Consider the following 15,920-nt stretch of genomic DNA (forward strand, 5'->3'; position numbering starts at 1 on the left):
GGCGCCATGCCCCGCTCGTCCGTGCGCGCCGCCGGTGCCCTCGCGGCGCTCGTCGCGTGCGTGGCGTGGGGCGCTGCGCCGGCCGCCGCATCCGCCCCCAGCGACGCGCGCGCCGACAGCGGCGTGATCGAGATCCCGTACGGGGAGCCGATCGACGTGCGTCCCAGCGGCGGGTGGAGCATCGACTGCGCCGGCGTCGGGACGCTCGAGGGTGTCGACATCGCGTGCACGGAGGAGGGCCTCAGCCTCGCCGCCCCGTTCGACGCCGACCGGGAAGAGCAGATCCTGCCGGTCGCGTTGCGGGCGGGGGCGGCGAGCGCCGACGTGCGCTACCGCGTGCGGCTCGAACCGCCCGCCGCGCCGGAGATCGGCGCACCCGCCATCGATGTGCCGCTGCCGGTGGGGCGGCAGAGTCTCGTGCCGCTGTCGCTGCTGGATCTCACGTGCGTCCTGTGCGCCGAAGCGGAGATCGAGGTCGTCGAGGTCATGCCCGCATCCGCGATCGTGGGCGTCGGGCCGGCGCACCTCGCTGTCCGGCCGGCCGAGCCCGGCGAGATCACGGTGAAGCTCACCGTCACCGACGATGCCGGACAGGCCGTCGACGGGGAGCTGGTCCTCCACGCCACGTCGGCTCTTCCCGGCGCCCCCCGCGCGCTGCACCTGAGCGGACCGGAGCCGGTGCTCCTGGCCGACCTCGTGGACGCCGGCGACGTCACCATCTCCTGCCTGGCGGTGGACCCCGCGCTCACGTGCGGTGCCGGCGGGGAACTCGCCCGCGCGGCCGAGACCGAGAGTCCCGTGCAGGTGGCCTACCGGGTCGTGGATGCTGCCGGCCGCCAGTCGCTCGGCAGCTTCACCGTCGACCCCGCCTCCGCGCTCGCCCCGATCGCCCCGTCGTGGTCGCGCACCGCCGATCTCCGCCTCGCCGTGGCAGCTCCGTCCGAGGACGACAGCGAAGCGCCGTCGCTTCTTGCCCCCCTTACCCGCATCCTGCAGGAGGTACCCGCGTCATGACGCTCCGGCTCACGATCGACCGCCCGAACGAGGCCGCCCCCGCCGAGTCGTGGGTGGTGAAGGTGGATGCAGCCACCACGGTGTCGGAGCTTGCCGAGTCGCTCAAAGTCGACCCGACCGTGCTCGCTCCCGGCGCCGACGCCGGCGAGAGCTTCGCCGAGTCGGGCGTGCGCAGCGGCGTGCGGGTGCCGGCCTCTTCCCCCGTCGTCATCTCCCCGGGAAGGCTCCGCCTGGAATTCGTCGCCGGGCCGTTCGCCGGCGAGGTGGTCGCACTCGAGCCCGGACGCGAGATCGTGATCGGCCGGAGCAACGACGCCAGCGTCTGCGTCGCCGACCCGCACCTGGAGGGCCGTCACGCCACGCTCACCGCGGTCGGAGGGCAGGCGCCGGACGGTTCGGTCGCGCCGCTGACGGCGACCGTGGCACTGACCGATCCCAGCGGCAGCCTCGTCGTCAACGGCGTCGAGACGGCCGCCGCCGTGCAGATCGTGCCGGCAGACCTCGTGCAGCTGGGCAGCAGCATCGTCCGCATCGGCATGTCGCCGGCACCGGACGCCGACCTCACCATCGACGAGGTCGGGACGCGCGCGTTCAACCGCCCATCGCGCATCCGTCCCGCCCGGCAGACGCCCGTGGTGGCCCTTCCCGGCGACAAGCCCGACGAGGCCGACGGATCGCCGCTGCCGTGGCTGTCGGCGATCATCCCCATCGTGCTCGGCGTCACCCTCGCCGTGGTCTTCCAGCGACCGATCATGCTCATGATGGCCGCGGCGTCACCGGTCATGGTCGTGGGGTCGTTCCTCATGAACAAGCGCCTGGCCGAGCGCAAGGGCCAGCGCACCGAAGCCGAGTGGGTGCAGGACATCCATGACGCCCGCGCGCGCCTGGCCGACCTGACGCGCGAGCAGCGTCTGGACGCGTGGTACCGCCACCTGGACCCGGTGGTCATCCGCGACATCGCCACGCGCCCGCTCGCCCGTCTGTGGGAGCGCCGACGCTCGGACCAGGACGCCCTGCGGGTGCGGGTCGGCGTCGCCGAGATCCCCCTCGAGGTGCGCTTCGAGGGCGGACCGCAGAAGGAACGCACGCTCGAGCGCCGCGTCGGCGTGTCTCCCGCGCCCGTGTCGGTCGACCTGGCCTCCGGGCCCGTCGGCATCAGCGGCCCCGCCGACGTCACCGCGGGGCTGGCCAGGGCCGTCATCACCGAACTCGCCACGCTGCGCTCGCCCCGCGACCTGCAGTTCGTCGTGCTGTGCGACCGCGAGCAGGAGGCGACGTGGTCGTGGGTGCAGTGGCTTCCGCACGTCAACGTCGGTGCCGGACCGGTGGCCCTCATCGGCAACACCGACCACACGCGCCGGGAGCGCCTGCGCGAGGTCGGGGCGCTGCTGGAGGCGCGGATGCGAGCGGGCGCCGAGCGTCGCGGTGGCTCGGCGGATGCGCATCTCGTCCTCGTCATCGACGGCGCCCGGCGCTACCGCATGCTCCCGGGCATGGTGACGATCCTGGAGAAGGGTGCGCAGTTCGGCATCCACGTCGTCGCGCTCGACAGCGACCGCTCGCGCCTGCCCGAGGAGGCCGCATCCGTCGTCACCGTGGACGGCGTCGATCCGCTCCTGGGCCGGGTCGAATCCGCGGAGGAGTACTACGCGCCGGTGCTGCTGGACCAGGTGAGCCTCGCGTACGCCGAAGACATCGCCCGGGCGCTCTGCCCCATCGAGCACGTCCGCGGTGTGGGCGACGACGCCACGCTTCCCTCCAGCGTCCGCTACAGCGAACTCATGGGCATCGACCTCGACGATCCGCGTCCGATCGCCGAGCAGTGGCAGCTCGTTCCGCGCCAGTCGTACGTGGTGGTCGGTGCCGGCACCGAGGGGGAGTTCGCGATCGACATCGCCTCCGACGGTCCGCATGCCCTGGTGGCCGGCACGACCGGGTCGGGCAAGTCGGAGTTCCTGCAGACCCTCGTCATCTCCCTCGCCCTGGCGAACCGGCCCGACGCCCTGAACTTCGTGCTCATCGACTACAAAGGCGGATCGGCCTTCGCCGACTGCAGCCGCCTGCCGCACACCGTCGGAATGGTTACCAACCTCGACGCGCGGGAGACCGAGCGCGCGCTGGCCTCCCTGGACGCCGAGCTGAAGCGGCGCGAGCGGGTGCTCCGCGACGACATCGGGGCGAAGGACGTCGACGCCGCGTGGGAGAAAGACCCGGATGCCGCGGCGCGGCTGGGCCTGGCGCGCCTCATGATCGTCGTCGACGAGTTCGCCGAACTCAAAACCGAACTGCCCGACTTCATCAACGGCCTCGTGCGCATCGCCCGCGTCGGGCGCTCGCTCGGGGTGAACCTCGTGCTGGCGACGCAGCGGCCCTCGGGCGTGATCACGCCCGAGATGCAGTCGAACATCAACCTGCGCGTCGCCCTCCGCGTCACCGATCGTGCCGACTCCGGCGATGTCATCGGAACCCCCGACGCCGCTCTCATCCCGGCCGGCTCCCCTGGGCGCGGGTACGTGCGAGCGGGGCTGGATGCGGCCCCCGCGCCGTTCCAGACCGCGCGCGTCGCCGCTCTGCGGCTCGGCCACCAGCGCGCCGCGCGGGTGCTGCCGCCCGCGGCCCGCGTGGAATGGCAGACCCTGGGCCTTCCGCCGCGGTACCCCAGCGCCCCGCAGCAGACCGCGCACCGCCCCGACCAGGACGACACCGACCTGCGGGCGCTCGTGCAGCTGGCCGGCCAGGCCGCGCAGCTTCTCGGGGTTCCCAAGAGTCCGTCGCCGTGGCTCATGCCGCTGCCCGATGTCCTGCCGCTGGACCGGTTCGACGACGACGCCGTCCCGGACGGTGCCGCCATCCTCGGGCTGGAAGACGTTCCCAGCGAGCAGACCCAGCGACCGCTGGTGTGGAGCATCCTCGACGACTCGCACCTGCTGATGTTCGGGGGCAGCCGATCGGGTCGGACCACGGCGCTGCGCACGATCCTGTCGCAGGTGGTGCTGCGCTTCACGCCCGCCGACCTGCACCTGTACATCGTCGACTGGGGCAACGGCGCACTGCTGCCGCTGGCCGGGGCGCCCCACACCGGCGCGGTCATCACCCCGCAGGACGCCGAGCGCCTCCCACGGCTGCTCGCGCGCCTCGCCGGCGAACTCTCGCGGCGGCAGGGCGTGCTCGCCCAGGCCGCGGTGGGCAGCATCGCCGAGCAGCGACGCACGGCCGACCCGCGCGAGGCCCTGCCGTACGCCATCGTCGTCTTCGACGGCTGGGAGCGGCTGTCGGCCTCGCTCAGCCCGGACGAGATGGTCTCCCTCCGCGACCAGATGCTGCGGCTGCTGCGCGAAGGGCCGGCCGTCGGCATCCGCGTGGTCGTGACCGCCGACCGCAGCATCCCCTCCGACCGCATCGCGAGCTTCATCGACGCGCAGTACGCGCTGCCGATGCGCGACGTGAACGACTACCGCGGAGCGGGCATCATGGTGCGGGAGATTCCGCAGGACATGCCCGCCGGTCGTGTCCTGTTCGGGCCCAGCGGCACCGAGGGGCAGATCGCGGTGGTCAACGCCGACACCTCGGGGGAGGCCCAGGGCGCCACCCTGCGCGGTACCGTCGAGCACGCCGCCGCGCACTTCGCGCGGTTCCCGCAGTTGTCGGAGCTGCCCGCTGCCCTGCGCGTCGATCCGCTGCCCTCGCACATCGGGCTGTCGGATGCGGCGCTCCTGCCGCTCGCGGAGCCCGATGCCGCAGAGACCCCGATGGTCGGCGTGGGCGGCGACACGCTCTCGCGCTTCACGATCGACTGGCCGGAGGTGGGCGGCTTCGTGGTCGTCGGTGACCGCCGAAGCGGAAAGACCGACGCCCTCGCGCTGATCACCCACCAGCTGGGCTGGGCCGGCACCCGCATGGCGGTGGTCGCCGCTGCCGGCTCCGTCCTGGCCGAAGTGGCCGCCGCGCACAGCATCCCCGTCCTGACCTCTGCGTCCACCGCAGAGCAGGTGGAGGAGGCGATCGCCGCGGAAGACCTCGTCACCGTCGTCGTCGACGACGCCGAGGCCATCCGCGATTCCGTGCTCGAGCGGGCGCTGGTGGCGGCGCGGACCCGGCTGCGCTTCATCATCTCGCTGGGGGCGGATTCGGCCGGAACGGCCATCAGCGGCGTCGTCACGGACGCCAAGCGCGGCCGCACCGGACTCGTGCTGTCGCCGACCTCCACGATCCTCGGCACGCAGCTGTTCAGCACGCAGATCCCGCGCCCGTTCGTGGGTCGCGGTGCACCCGGATCGGGCGTGCTGTTCGTGTCGGGCGGCTATACGGCGGTCCAGGTGCCCGACCTGCGGGCCTGAGGACGACACGCGCGGGCCTCGGTCACGCGTAAGCTGACAGGGTTGGGTGCGGACGGGGGTCCGCACGTTCACGATGCGAGGGGCCACCCCATGAGCACGCAGTGCCGCTTCTGTGGTGCGGCCGTCCGGCCGAATACGATGTTCTGCCCGTCCTGCGGGCAGATCGTCGTCGCCGATGCGCCGGTCGCCGGCGGGGGGAACCCCCTGCCACCGCCCTTCCGTACCACCGGAGGCGGTAGTCGTGAGCCGGAGGCCGTGGCGGCTCCCGTCAGCGCGCCCGAGCCGGTCGCTCCGGTGCCCCTGCCCGATCTCACCCCTCGTCCCGCCGGGCGGCCGACGTCGGTGGCGCCCCCCGCGCCCGTCGCCCCCGCCGCCCTCGCGCTGCGGCTCCCGCAGGGCACCGAGATCGCCATCGACCAGACGCTCGTCCTCGGGCGCAACCCTGCCGGGCGGGCCGCCGACCACGACGGCGTCCCGGTGGAGGTCGCCGACCCCACCCGGTCGGTCTCGCGCGTGCACCTGATCATCCGCCCGAGCGCGCCGGGGGAGGCGACCGCCGAAGACGCGGGTTCGGGCAACGGCACCCATGTGGAGCGCGCCGGGGTGCGTCATCCCCTCGGCCCGCGTGAGCCGTTCCCGATCTCCGCCGGTGACCGCCTGCTCCTCGGGGATGTCGTCGTCGAGGTCGGCACGGCGCGATGACCGCGCGGCGATGACCGCACTGACGCCGGGCGGCGGGCGCCCGATCGATGCCGTCGCGCTGAACGCCGACCGCGGGCACCTCCGAGCGACCCTGCGCCGCAATACCGCCTACGTCGGCACCTACCTCCTGCTGTCGGCCATCGTGGGAGCCGGCATCGTGGCGCTCGCCGTCAGCGACATCGGGCGCCTCGCGACCTACTTCCTCCTGAGCCTCCTCCTGGTCATCCTCCTCGCGAGCCTGGTGCTCGGACTGTGGCTGCGGCGCCGCGTGCGCGGTTTCCTCCGCGCGGAGGACCCGCTGCTCATCCTCACCCCGGAGGCACTGCTCTTCTCCGGCATCCCTCCGGTCCCGTGGCCGGACGTCCTCGGGGTCGTCTACTGCGACGAACGGGCAGGTCTCGCCCGTGGCGGGGGGCTCAGCCGCTGGATGAGACGCCTCACCTACCGCGCGGGGGGCTCTCAGGTGACCCTGCATGTGGGGATCGCCCGTCCCAAGCGCTTCCGCGCCGGAGCCAGCGGCGGTCTCACGCGCTACCTCAGCACGGCCCTGGACCTCGGGGGGATCACGCTGCCGCTGGACGCGGCGCTGGGCGACCCGCAGCTGCACGCCCTGACCGGGGCGCTGCGAGAACTGAGCGCGGCCGGGGTGGTGCGCTACCTCGAAACGGATGACCCGCGCCGGGTCGGGCGCGCTGCGTCGAGCATGGCCACCGGGCGGCCCATGCGTCGCGACGCATGAGGACTTTTCTGTCATAGGTGGTTCCCGGAGCGCAAGGCCCAAATTCCTCGACGCGCATATGTGGTACAACCATTTTGGAACCTATGACCCGGGCGGCTTCCACGCCCTGAACCACGGAGGATCACATGGCGGACATCAAAGTCACCTCGGAGTCGCTCTCCGGCGTCGCGAACCAGCTCTCGTCTGGCGCGGCATCGATCGAGTCGCAGCTCAGCAACCTCAAGTCGCTCGTACAGGGGCTCATCGCCGGCGACTGGGGCGGCGCCGCCTCGCAGTCGTTCAACGAGCTGTACGAGCAGTGGGATGCCGCGGGCCTGCAGCTGAAGGAGTCCCTCACCGGCATCAGCGACCAGCTCTCGAAGGCCGCGCTGGCCTACGAAGAGTCGGAGAACAACATCAGCAACAGCTTCCGCGCCTGAGCGTGAGCATCGGGGGCGCCGGGAGACGGCGCCCCCTGTCGTCCGTGGGTGAGCGGCAGCAACCAGCGTAGGGAGCAGCAGATGGGGCAATTCTCGGTATCGACACCGGCCCTGGGGTATTCGGCGTCGGCGATGGTCGGAGCCGTCGCCCAGTTCGACGGGCACGTGTCTCAGATCTCCGGGGTGGTGACATCCATCGTGGGTGCGTCGTGGAGCGGCGACGCTGCGGACGCGTTCGCGGAGAGCTGGGCGGAGTGGCAGACCAACGCCGGCCTCCTCCGTGATGCCCTCACCGACATCGCCACACGGGTTCAGGGCGCGGAGACGGGATACACCGTGACCGAGATGCAGGTGACCGCCGCATCCCGTTCGTCCACCGTCGGCGCACGCCGTCAGGGCGGGGGCACCGCGTGAGCCAGCACACCTTCGACCTCGCCCAGCTGCGGGAGCTGGAAACGGCGCTCGGCAACCTCATCACCTACTGCACCGACCTCGAGACCCACGCCGCCGGTGCCACCGCGGCGGCCAACGCCCAGTGGGCGGGCGTGGCCAGCGTGGAGTTCCTCGGGCTCGTGGGCACGTGGCAGGTCGGCGCGACGGCGATCAAGACGCACGCCGAAGATCTGAAGAAATGGGTCGGCGAGGCCGCATCGGTCTACGAAGCCGCCCAGAACGACAACCGTACGATGTGGGCCAGCGCATGACGACGAGACGAATCGACCCGACCCTGTACGTCCAGGCCGCCGACGCCTTCGAGGCGATCGCGACCTCGGCCGACGGCGTGGGATCCAGCGCCAGCTCTTCGGCGAGCGGATACTCGTCGATGGCGGGAAGCGACCCGGGCGGCGAGCAGTTCGCCAGCGCCTACGACGACTCCGCCCGCGCCGCGCTGCAGAACATCTCCGACATCGGCATGCGCGCCAACACCCTGGACCGCCTCTTCATGGCGAGCGGCGCCAACGCCGCGTCGGCCGAGGCCGTCGCATCCGGGCAGCCCTTCGACGCCGGTGCTTTCACGCTGCGCCCTGCACGGTCGCCCGAGAACGTCTCGGCACCGCCGTCCGCGTTCGGCGGCAAGGGCGACGAGCCCAAGGGCTGGGATCTGGTGGTGGACTTCGTCGGGATGATGTGGCCCGATGCCGACACCGACCAGCTCGACGAGGCCGCACAGATGTGGAAGGACATCGCCCGCGACGTCCGCCGCGTCGCCACCGATGTGCGCCAGGCAGACAACGCCGTCTCCTCCCTCGACAGCGTGGAGCTGCCGAAGGCCCGAACCGAGGTGACCGACTTCGCCAGCGACATCACCGAGGTAGCCGATCTCATCGAGGAGATCGGCACGCAGTGCGGCGAGTATTCTGACGACGTGCGCGAAGCGCACAAGGAAGTCATCGAGATGCTCGTGCAGCTGGCGGTGGAGATCGCCGCCACGGTCGCGATCAGTGCCGCCCTCAGCGTCTTCACGCTGGGTGCGGGGGGCGCTGCCGGCGCCGCCGCGATTGCGGCACGCGTCGCTGTCATCGGTGGTCGCATCCTGACGATCCTCACGAAGGTGGGGGGCACCGCGGCGCGCGTGGCCGTGCGGATCCGGGCCATCCGGGCCAGCCTCATCCCTTACGCGCGAAGCCACGAACGGATGGCACGGGCGATCATCAGTGTGGCGTCGGGCACCGCGGCCGCGGTGACCTCCGAGGTCATCGTCAAGCGCGGCGACGCGAATCTGCTCGCGGCCTTCGGTTCGGGGCTCGTGGGCGGCGCCGTCAGTGAGGCGATCACAGCGCCCTTCGGCCGCTACGGTCAGCGCGTCGCCGTCCAGGCACTCGCCGGCGGTGGCGGGGGTGCGGCCGGTGCCGCCACCGATGGCCTCATCAGCGACGGCAGCGTCGACGTCCGTAACGTCGTCATCGGCGGCGTCGGTGGCGCCGGCTTCGGCGGTGGCATGGCCCGCCGAGGTTCCGGCCGCGGCTCGTCGTCTGCGGCAGACCCGGGCTCGGGCAACGTGCGGGTGAACGAGAACACGCCCGTCATCAGCGGTGGCGGAAATGCGGGCGCCGGCGGCCCCGACGGTGGTCGTACGGGCACCAACGACTACGAGGGTCCCGTCGTCAGCGGCGGCAACGACGTCAGCGGTGGCGGTGGCGACGGCGGTCCCGCGGGCAACACGGACTACGACGGCCCGAATGTGACCGGCGGCAACGACGTCAGCGGAAGTGGTGGCGACGGCGGCGGCGCACCGCAGGTTCCGCAGGGCGAGGCGCCCAACGCGACCGGCGGTAACGATGTCGGGCCTGGTTCGGGGAGCGGCAATGGCAGCGCCCCGCAGGTTCCTGAGGTTCACGCGCCCGGCGCGACCGGCGGCAATGGCGGCGGGGCTGGTTCGGGGTCCGGTTCGGGCACCAGCGCGCCCGACCCGGTGGACATCCCCACGCCTCCGGTACACACCGGCGGAGGCGGCGACGGCCTGCCGCCGTCCACGGGCTCGGGCGACAGCACGCCGAACCCGGGCAGCGGCCACGACCCCGAGACGCCCATCTTCCACGACGTCGAGAACGACCTGGGCGTCGACGCAGACGGCGACGGGTTCCCGATCTCCTCCGGGACCGGCGGCGCCGATGCGCCCGGCACCGGTGGGGGTGCTCCGACGAACGGTGGGGGTGCTCCGACGAACGGTGCCGATGCTCCGACGAACGGTGCCGATGCTCCGACGAACGGTGCGGATGCCCCCACCAACGGTGCGGATGCGCCGACCGACGGTGCGGATGCCCCCGGGAACGGTGCGGACGCCCGGGACGGCGCGCTCTCGGACGCCGACGCCGGCGATGCGGGCCCGCACGGCGGTCAGGCCGTGCCCCCGGTGGGCGGGGACGCGGCACCGCCGTCGGGAGCCGATGCCGATGCGACCACCCCCGCAGACGGTGCACCGCCGCGCGACGGCGACCTGCCGGCGGACCGCGTGGCACAGCTCGACGGTTCCTCGCCGCTGGTCGACACGACCGGACGCGACATCTCGCACGTCCTCGAGCAGAGTTCGCTGTCACCACGGGAACTGGCCGACTATCTGCAGGCCACGGACCGGCGCGCGTACAACGAGTTCATCCGAACGGGCCAGTGGCCCGACGACGTGCAGATCCCGCGCGATGCGAGCGTACTGGCCGATGGGGCCATCGATTGGGGACAGGTGCCTGGTCACGGTTTCGAGCTCGACGCCAGCGGAAATCCGATCATGCACGACGAGATCCCGGCTCCCGGCTCGTACATCGACCGGTACGGTCCCGGGAACGGGCGGTACACGTCGCCTCTCCCGGACGGCTCGCCCTACGCGTACGACGAGCGGTCCCTTCCCTACGTCCAGGATCCCGGGCAGTACCACCGGTACGAGGTGGTCGGCGATTTCAACGACCTCCGTTCCGCATACGACTCGGCTCCGGCGGATGTGCGTCGGGCCGTGGACAACCTTCGCGAGCTGGGCTACTTCTCCTTCGACAACGTGCCCCAGGCGGGTAACGCGGCGCCCGGCTTCGGCCAGCGCGGAGGCGCAGTACAGTACGAACTGCCGCTGAGCGTGGACATCCTCGTCGGCCTCGGCGTGCTCAAGGAGGTGTGACGTGAATTCCTCGGAACTCAAGTCGGTACTGGCGGACGAAGGGCTGGAGCGCTACTTCCACTTCGGTCCGCCGACGGGAACGACGGCGAACCGCGTATGCCTGTATGAGCGAGACGGTGAGTGGGAACTCATCATCACCGACGAGCGCGCGGTGCCCCAGGAGGGGACCCGTCGGACGTTCCCCGACGAGGAAGTGGCCGTGGCCGCAGCCTTGCGCGCCGTGCGTCTGTACGCGGAGGCCCTCAACTACCGCGCACCCGCACGGTAGGACCCCTCCGCGAGAGGCCCCCCGTGGTCGACGACGCCCTGAGCTCCGCGGTCGTGACCTTCGTCGGCTACGACGGTGATGGCGCGGTACCCGGGCGGTTTCCGTCCCGCATCGGCGACCCGGATCTTCGACAGGGCGTTCTGGAGATCCTGACGGAAATCGACCACGACGCTGAGCTGCTGGCTGTGGCGAACCTCTCTGCATGGGGGAACGCTCTGGTGGCGCGCGTGAGCGGGCGCCATCCGGAGTTGTCCGGTGAGGCGCTGGCGGCGCTCACCGCGCTCCTGACCTTCGAGTGGCGCTGAGAAAGGGGTTCCCGTGAGCGATGCGACGTCGGATGACCTGGTGCGCTGGCTGGCCGGCGAGGGTCTGGAGATGCTCGCGTCCACGGATGCCGTGCTCCTCGTCGATGACGGGGAGGCACGCGTGCGCGTGGATCGTTCGGACGACGGATGGATCGTGAGCAAGAGCCTGCGCTCGGAACCCTTCTCCGCCCGGATGTCCTCTGCCGACTGGGAGGACGTGGATCGTTTCGTCGTGATGCTCTACCTGGGGTCGGCGCGCGAGTCCCGCGGGTTGAGCCGCCTGAAGCGCCTCGGGGAGCTCGGCGCCGACGGGATCGCGGTCGCCGCGGAGGGGTGGAGCGTGCAGCGCGGTGCCGATGGCGGGTGGCTGCTCGACGGCCCCCACGCCCGCAGGCGGTGGTTCGCGAGCGACCTCGACGCCGCGGCGTTCTCGCGGTACGCCGTGTACTCCGCGGATGAGCTGCGCCGGCACGCCACCCTCGCCGAGGCGCCGCTGGCGCGGTGAACCTGCCCCGTTCGCCGGGGCGGGCTCAGCTCGAGGCGCTGTCGCGCCCGTAGGTCTCCAGGAACCGCAGCCACACCTCGCTCGTCGTGGGATACGAGGGCACCGCGTGCCACAGACGGTGCAGCGAGACCTCCCCGACGATCGCGATGGTCGCCGAGTGCAGCAGCTCCGTCACATCCGGGCCCACGAACGTGACGCCCGCCAGCACACCCCGGTCTTCGTCCACGACGGCGCGCGCCCGACCCCGGTAACCGTCGGCGTATTCGCTGGCACCGGCCACCCACGACAGGTCGTAGTCCACGACGCGCGCGCGGATGCCGGCCTTCTCCGCGGCGGCGGCGGTGAGCCCGACGGAGGCGACGACCGGGTCGGTGAAGGTCACCTGCGGCACGGCGGAGTGGTCGGCGGTGGCGACGTGGGCACCCCACGGAGCATCCTGCACGGGCGCCCCCTTCGCCCGCGCCGCGATGACGTCGCCGGCGGCGCGCGCCTGGTACTTCCCCTGGTGGGTGAGGAGCGCGCGGTGGTTGACGTCGCCGGCGGCGTAGAGCCAGTCCGTCCCCGTCACCAGCATCGTGTCGTCCACGTCGAGCCAGGTACCCGGCTCGAGCCCGACGGTCTCCACACCCAGGTCGCCGGTGCGCGGCACGCGGCCGGTGGCGACGAGCACCTCCTCGGCCTCCAACGTCGTGCCATCGGACAGCGAGAGCACAGCCGGGCCATCCCCCTCGCGCGCTGCGGAGACCAGCTCCACCCCGATGCGCACGTCGGCGCCCAGTGCGCGCAGGGATGCGGTCACCAGCTCGCCGGCGAACGGCTCCTCGGCGGTGAGGATCCCGGAGCGGGCGAGCATCGTCACCCGGGTGCCGAAGCTCGCGTACGCGGTGGCCATCTCCGCGGCGACCACACCGCCTCCGAGAATGGCGAGGGATGCCGGGGCCGACTGTGCCGCGGAGGCCTCCCGGCTCGTCCACGGGCGGATGCCCTGCAGCCCGGGGATGTCGGGGAGGAGGGCCGCCGTCCCGGTGCAGAGCGCCACCGCATGGCGGGCGAGGAGGTCGGTCGTTGACCCGTCGTCCGCCGTGACCCGTACCCGCCTCTCACCGGTGAGCGCGCCGTGGCCGCGGACGAGGTCGATGCCCGCTCCGTCCAGCCACGCGACCTGCGAGTCATCCGTCCAGTCGTGGACGATGCGATTCCTCCGTCGGAGCACCGCGGCCACGTCGAGGTCACCGGTGACGGCCTGCTTCGCGCCGTCGACGGCCCGCGCTGCCCGCAGCGCAGCGCCGCTGCGAAGGAGCGCCTTCGACGGCATGCAGGCCCAGTACGAGCACTCGCCGCCGACCAGCTCTGCCTCCACGATGACGGCGGTCAGGCCGCCCTTCACGGCCCGGTCGGCCACGTTCTCGCCCACCGGCCCGGCCCCGATCACGATCACGTCGTACTCGCGCGCGCTCATGTCGCCACGCTACTCGCGCTGGCGACCGCGGGCGCCGAACTCGCGCACACCGGCGCGCGTCCGTGGATTCGGAGGCCGGGTGCTCCCGCGCGGGCGGGCCGGCAGGGCCGTGTCCGATTTCCGCCAGGCCGTGGGAGAGGGGCGTGACAGGCTGGGGGTATGACCACCCAGGGGATGACGTTCGACGAGCGATACCGCGTCATCCAGTCTCGCGACCGCCGCTTCGACGGGCAGTTCGTCACCGCCGTGCGCACCACCGGGATCTACTGCCGCCCCAGCTGCCCGGCACGCACGCCCCGGCCGGCGAACGTGACGTTCTACGCGACCTCCGCGGCCGCGCACGAGGCCGGATACCGCGCCTGCCGGCGGTGCCTGCCGGAGGCGGCGCCCGGCTCGCCGGAGTGGAACGTCCGCGGCGACATCACCGCCCGCGCGATGCGCCTGATCGCCGACGGAGTCGTCGACCGCGACGGCGTCCCCGGTCTCGCGCGGCGCCTCGGATACTCGCCGCGCCACCTCACGCGGCTCCTCACCGCCGAGCTGGGTGCCGGCCCGCTCGCCCTCAGCCGCGCCCACCGGGCCCATACGGCGCGCATGCTCCTGGTGGGCACCGACCTCCCGGCAGCGGACGTCGCGTTCTCCGCCGGCTTCTCCAGCGTCCGGCAGTTCAACGAGACCGTCGGCGAGGTGTTCGGGATGCCGCCGCTGCAGCTGCGCGCGCGCCGGCGCGCCGCCGATCTCACCGGCGGTGCGATCGACCTGGCCCTTCCGCACCGCGGCGCGCTCGATTCCGCGGGCCTGTTCGCCTGGATGACGGCGCGCGCCCTCCCCGGCGTGGAGACGGCGGATGCCCGGCACTTCGCCCGGGCGATCCGGCTCCCCGGCGGGCCGGGCTGGTTCGAGCTGCGCGTCGATGACGCCGGGCGGGTGCGCCTGCGGGCGCGTCTCGCGCGGCTCTCCGACCTGTCGACGCTCGTCACGCGCGCCCGGCGTCTGTTCGACCTCGATGCCGATCCGGTGGCGATCGACGATGCGCTCTCGGAGCATCCGGAACTCCGCCCGCTCGTGGCGGGGGTGCCGGGTATCCGCGTTCCCGGCGCCGCCGACCCGCACGAGATGCTCATCCGGGCGATGGTCGGCCAGCAGATCACGGTGGCGGCGGCCCGGACGGCTCTGGCCGCCCTGGCCGATGCGCTGGGGGAGCGGGTGCCGGACGTGGAGGGCACGTCCGTCCTGTTCCCGACGATGGCCGCCATCGCCGAGCGCGGCCATGAGGTGCTCCGTGGTCCGGCCGCCCGCATCCGCGCGATCACCGGCGCCGCGGCGGCTCTGGCCTCCGGCGACCTCGTCCTCACCACCGGTGACGACCGCGCCGAGCAGCGCGCGGCGCTCCTCGCGCTGCCCGGGATCGGGCCCTGGACCGCCGACTACGTGCGGATGCGCGTCCTCGCCGACCCCGACGTGCTCCTCCCCGGCGATGTCGCCGCGCGCGCGGGAGCCGCCGCCGCCGGGATTCCCGCCGACCCGGCCGGGCTCACCGCGTGGTCGACGCGCGCGGCGCCGTGGCGCAGCTATCTCACGGCGCACCTGTGGCGTGCAGCGCCCCTCCGCCCGTCCCGCGCGCAAAACTCAGGAAGAATCGCCGCACAGCGGCTCCGGGAGGCGCCGGAGGTGCCGGATCTCCTGAATTCTGAACAACCGTCCCGTCAGCCCGCCCCCGCCGGAGCCCGCACCGAGGAGGTTCCCGCATGACCGCGTCCGCCACCATCCAGACCCTTCCCACCCCCGACGGCGCGTTCACGATCGTCGCCGACGAGGAGGGGCGCGTCCTCGTCTCGGGCTGGACCGACGACGCCCGCACGATCCTCCAGCGACTGCCAGAGCGGCATCGCCCGCGCCTGGTCACCGCGGGCGAGACGGATGCCGCGGCCGCGGTCCGCGCGTACTACGCCGGCGATGTCGCCGCGATCAACGGCGTGGAGGTGCGGCAGTTTGGGACGGAGCTGCAGCGCGCCGGATGGGACGCCCTCCGCCGCATCCCGCCGGGGCAGCCGCTGACCTACACGGCCTTCGCGACCATGTTCGGGCGACCCGCGGCCGTTCGGGCCGCCGCATCCATCTGCGCCCGCAACGTCCCGGCGCTGTTCGTGCCGTGTCATCGCGTGCTCCGGACCGACGGCACCCTCGGCGGATTCGCGTGGGGACTCGACGTGAAGCGGAGCCTCCTGGGGCGCGAAGCGGCCGCGTGAACGCGCCCCGGACGATGTTGCGTCCAGGAAATGCCCAGGTTAGGCTGGAGGGCTGTCGCACCTTCGCAGTGCGGCGGTGCTCGGCCCGCACCTGAGGAGGATGTCATGGACACGATCGTTCCCGCTGCACAGCCGGTGATCGTGCGCATCCCCTCCGCCGGCCGGCGTACGGGTCGCCGGGCGGGATCGACGCCATCCGCAACCCCTGCGGCATAACGCCGCCCGTTTTTCCGTTTCCCCCGCTGAGCGGCTGACGGCAGAGCCGTCATTCGCCGCTCCGGCACCCTTCGTTCGCGCCCGATCCGGCGCGCAGCTCCGA

At 72.6% G+C, this 15,920-nt stretch carries 14 protein-coding genes; 13 read left to right on the forward strand and 1 reads right to left on the reverse strand.

Annotated elements, in window-relative coordinates; all coding sequences use genetic code 11:
- The first annotated feature begins 6 nt into the window (after nucleotides 1-6).
- From AC2DGY_RS15080 to AC2DGY_RS15130, 11 genes are all read left to right on the forward strand, one after another.
- Nucleotides 7-1,014 carry a hypothetical protein gene (locus AC2DGY_RS15080; protein ID WP_484510568.1) on the forward strand — a complete coding sequence of 336 codons (1,008 nt, stop codon included), beginning with the start codon at nucleotides 7-9 and terminating at the stop codon, nucleotides 1,012-1,014.
- Nucleotides 1,011-5,351 carry a type VII secretion EssC family protein gene (locus AC2DGY_RS15085; RefSeq protein WP_484510569.1) on the forward strand — a complete coding sequence of 1,447 codons (4,341 nt, stop codon included), beginning with the start codon at nucleotides 1,011-1,013 and terminating at the stop codon, nucleotides 5,349-5,351. The genes AC2DGY_RS15080 and AC2DGY_RS15085 overlap by 4 nt, the downstream gene beginning before the upstream one ends.
- A 90-nt stretch (nucleotides 5,352-5,441) precedes the next feature.
- Entirely contained in the window at nucleotides 5,442-6,053 is a 612-nt protein-coding gene (locus AC2DGY_RS15090) for an FHA domain-containing protein (RefSeq protein WP_484510570.1), read from the forward strand.
- Between the two features lie 10 nt (nucleotides 6,054-6,063).
- Entirely contained in the window at nucleotides 6,064-6,792 is a 729-nt protein-coding gene (locus AC2DGY_RS15095; RefSeq protein ID WP_484510571.1) for a hypothetical protein, read from the forward strand.
- 125 nt (nucleotides 6,793-6,917) lie between these two features.
- Nucleotides 6,918-7,211 (forward strand): WXG100 family type VII secretion target, encoded by a 294-nt coding sequence (locus AC2DGY_RS15100; RefSeq protein WP_135063853.1) that lies wholly within the window; start codon nucleotides 6,918-6,920, stop codon nucleotides 7,209-7,211.
- A gap of 81 nt (nucleotides 7,212-7,292) precedes the next feature.
- The gene (locus tag AC2DGY_RS15105; protein ID WP_484510572.1) at nucleotides 7,293-7,625 is read left to right on the forward strand and encodes a WXG100 family type VII secretion target; all 333 of its coding nucleotides are present in this window, start codon (nucleotides 7,293-7,295) and stop codon (nucleotides 7,623-7,625) included.
- Nucleotides 7,622-7,915: a hypothetical protein gene (locus tag AC2DGY_RS15110; protein ID WP_484510573.1), complete on the forward strand. Its 294-nt coding sequence runs from the start codon at nucleotides 7,622-7,624 to the stop codon at nucleotides 7,913-7,915. Before AC2DGY_RS15105 ends, AC2DGY_RS15110 begins: the two co-directional genes overlap by 4 nt.
- Nucleotides 7,912-10,815, forward strand: a complete 2,904-nt coding sequence (locus tag AC2DGY_RS15115) for a TNT domain-containing protein (protein ID WP_484510574.1) — start codon at nucleotides 7,912-7,914, stop codon at nucleotides 10,813-10,815. The genes AC2DGY_RS15110 and AC2DGY_RS15115 overlap by 4 nt, the downstream gene beginning before the upstream one ends.
- A gap of 1 nt (nucleotide 10,816) precedes the next feature.
- Entirely contained in the window at nucleotides 10,817-11,083 is a 267-nt protein-coding gene (locus AC2DGY_RS15120; RefSeq protein ID WP_484510575.1) for a hypothetical protein, read from the forward strand.
- A 23-nt stretch (nucleotides 11,084-11,106) separates the two neighbouring features.
- Nucleotides 11,107-11,388, forward strand: a complete 282-nt coding sequence (locus tag AC2DGY_RS15125; RefSeq protein WP_484510576.1) for a hypothetical protein — start codon at nucleotides 11,107-11,109, stop codon at nucleotides 11,386-11,388.
- Nucleotides 11,389-11,401: 13 nt separating this feature from the next.
- A complete protein-coding gene (locus AC2DGY_RS15130; protein WP_484510577.1) occupies nucleotides 11,402-11,893 on the forward strand; it encodes a hypothetical protein in 492 nt (163 codons plus the stop codon).
- A 25-nt stretch (nucleotides 11,894-11,918) separates the two neighbouring features.
- Here the strand turns inward: AC2DGY_RS15130 and AC2DGY_RS15135 are convergent, their stop codons facing one another.
- A complete protein-coding gene (locus tag AC2DGY_RS15135) occupies nucleotides 11,919-13,352 on the reverse strand; it encodes a dihydrolipoyl dehydrogenase family protein (RefSeq protein ID WP_484510578.1) in 1,434 nt (477 codons plus the stop codon).
- Nucleotides 13,353-13,511: 159 nt separating this feature from the next.
- Between AC2DGY_RS15135 and AC2DGY_RS15140 the strand changes: the two genes are divergently transcribed.
- Entirely contained in the window at nucleotides 13,512-15,104 is a 1,593-nt protein-coding gene (locus tag AC2DGY_RS15140; protein ID WP_484510579.1) for a DNA-3-methyladenine glycosylase 2 family protein, read from the forward strand.
- The gene (locus tag AC2DGY_RS15145; protein WP_484510580.1) at nucleotides 15,101-15,601 is read left to right on the forward strand and encodes a methylated-DNA--[protein]-cysteine S-methyltransferase; all 501 of its coding nucleotides are present in this window, start codon (nucleotides 15,101-15,103) and stop codon (nucleotides 15,599-15,601) included. The genes AC2DGY_RS15140 and AC2DGY_RS15145 overlap by 4 nt, the downstream gene beginning before the upstream one ends.
- The last annotated feature ends 319 nt before the right edge of the window (nucleotides 15,602-15,920 follow it).

It is taken from the genome of Microbacterium sp. Z6_144, assembly GCF_057197625.1.

What these genes read in the sequence shown, in the direction of transcription:
- AC2DGY_RS15080 (WP_484510568.1), top strand. Translation starts at nt 7, where the DNA reads ATGCCCCGCTCGTCCGTGCGCGCCGCCGGTGCCCTCGCGGCGCTCGTC.
- AC2DGY_RS15085 (WP_484510569.1), top strand. Translation starts at nt 1,011, where the DNA reads ATGACGCTCCGGCTCACGATCGACCGCCCGAACGAGGCCGCCCCCGCC.
- AC2DGY_RS15090 (WP_484510570.1), top strand. Translation starts at nt 5,442, where the DNA reads ATGAGCACGCAGTGCCGCTTCTGTGGTGCGGCCGTCCGGCCGAATACG.
- AC2DGY_RS15095 (WP_484510571.1), top strand. Translation starts at nt 6,064, where the DNA reads ATGACCGCACTGACGCCGGGCGGCGGGCGCCCGATCGATGCCGTCGCG.
- AC2DGY_RS15100 (WP_135063853.1), top strand. Translation starts at nt 6,918, where the DNA reads ATGGCGGACATCAAAGTCACCTCGGAGTCGCTCTCCGGCGTCGCGAAC.
- AC2DGY_RS15105 (WP_484510572.1), top strand. Translation starts at nt 7,293, where the DNA reads ATGGGGCAATTCTCGGTATCGACACCGGCCCTGGGGTATTCGGCGTCG.
- AC2DGY_RS15115 (WP_484510574.1), top strand. Translation starts at nt 7,912, where the DNA reads ATGACGACGAGACGAATCGACCCGACCCTGTACGTCCAGGCCGCCGAC.
- AC2DGY_RS15135 (WP_484510578.1), bottom strand. Translation starts at nt 13,352, where the DNA reads ATGAGCGCGCGCGAGTACGACGTGATCGTGATCGGGGCCGGGCCGGTG.
- AC2DGY_RS15140 (WP_484510579.1), top strand. Translation starts at nt 13,512, where the DNA reads ATGACCACCCAGGGGATGACGTTCGACGAGCGATACCGCGTCATCCAG.
- AC2DGY_RS15145 (WP_484510580.1), top strand. Translation starts at nt 15,101, where the DNA reads ATGACCGCGTCCGCCACCATCCAGACCCTTCCCACCCCCGACGGCGCG.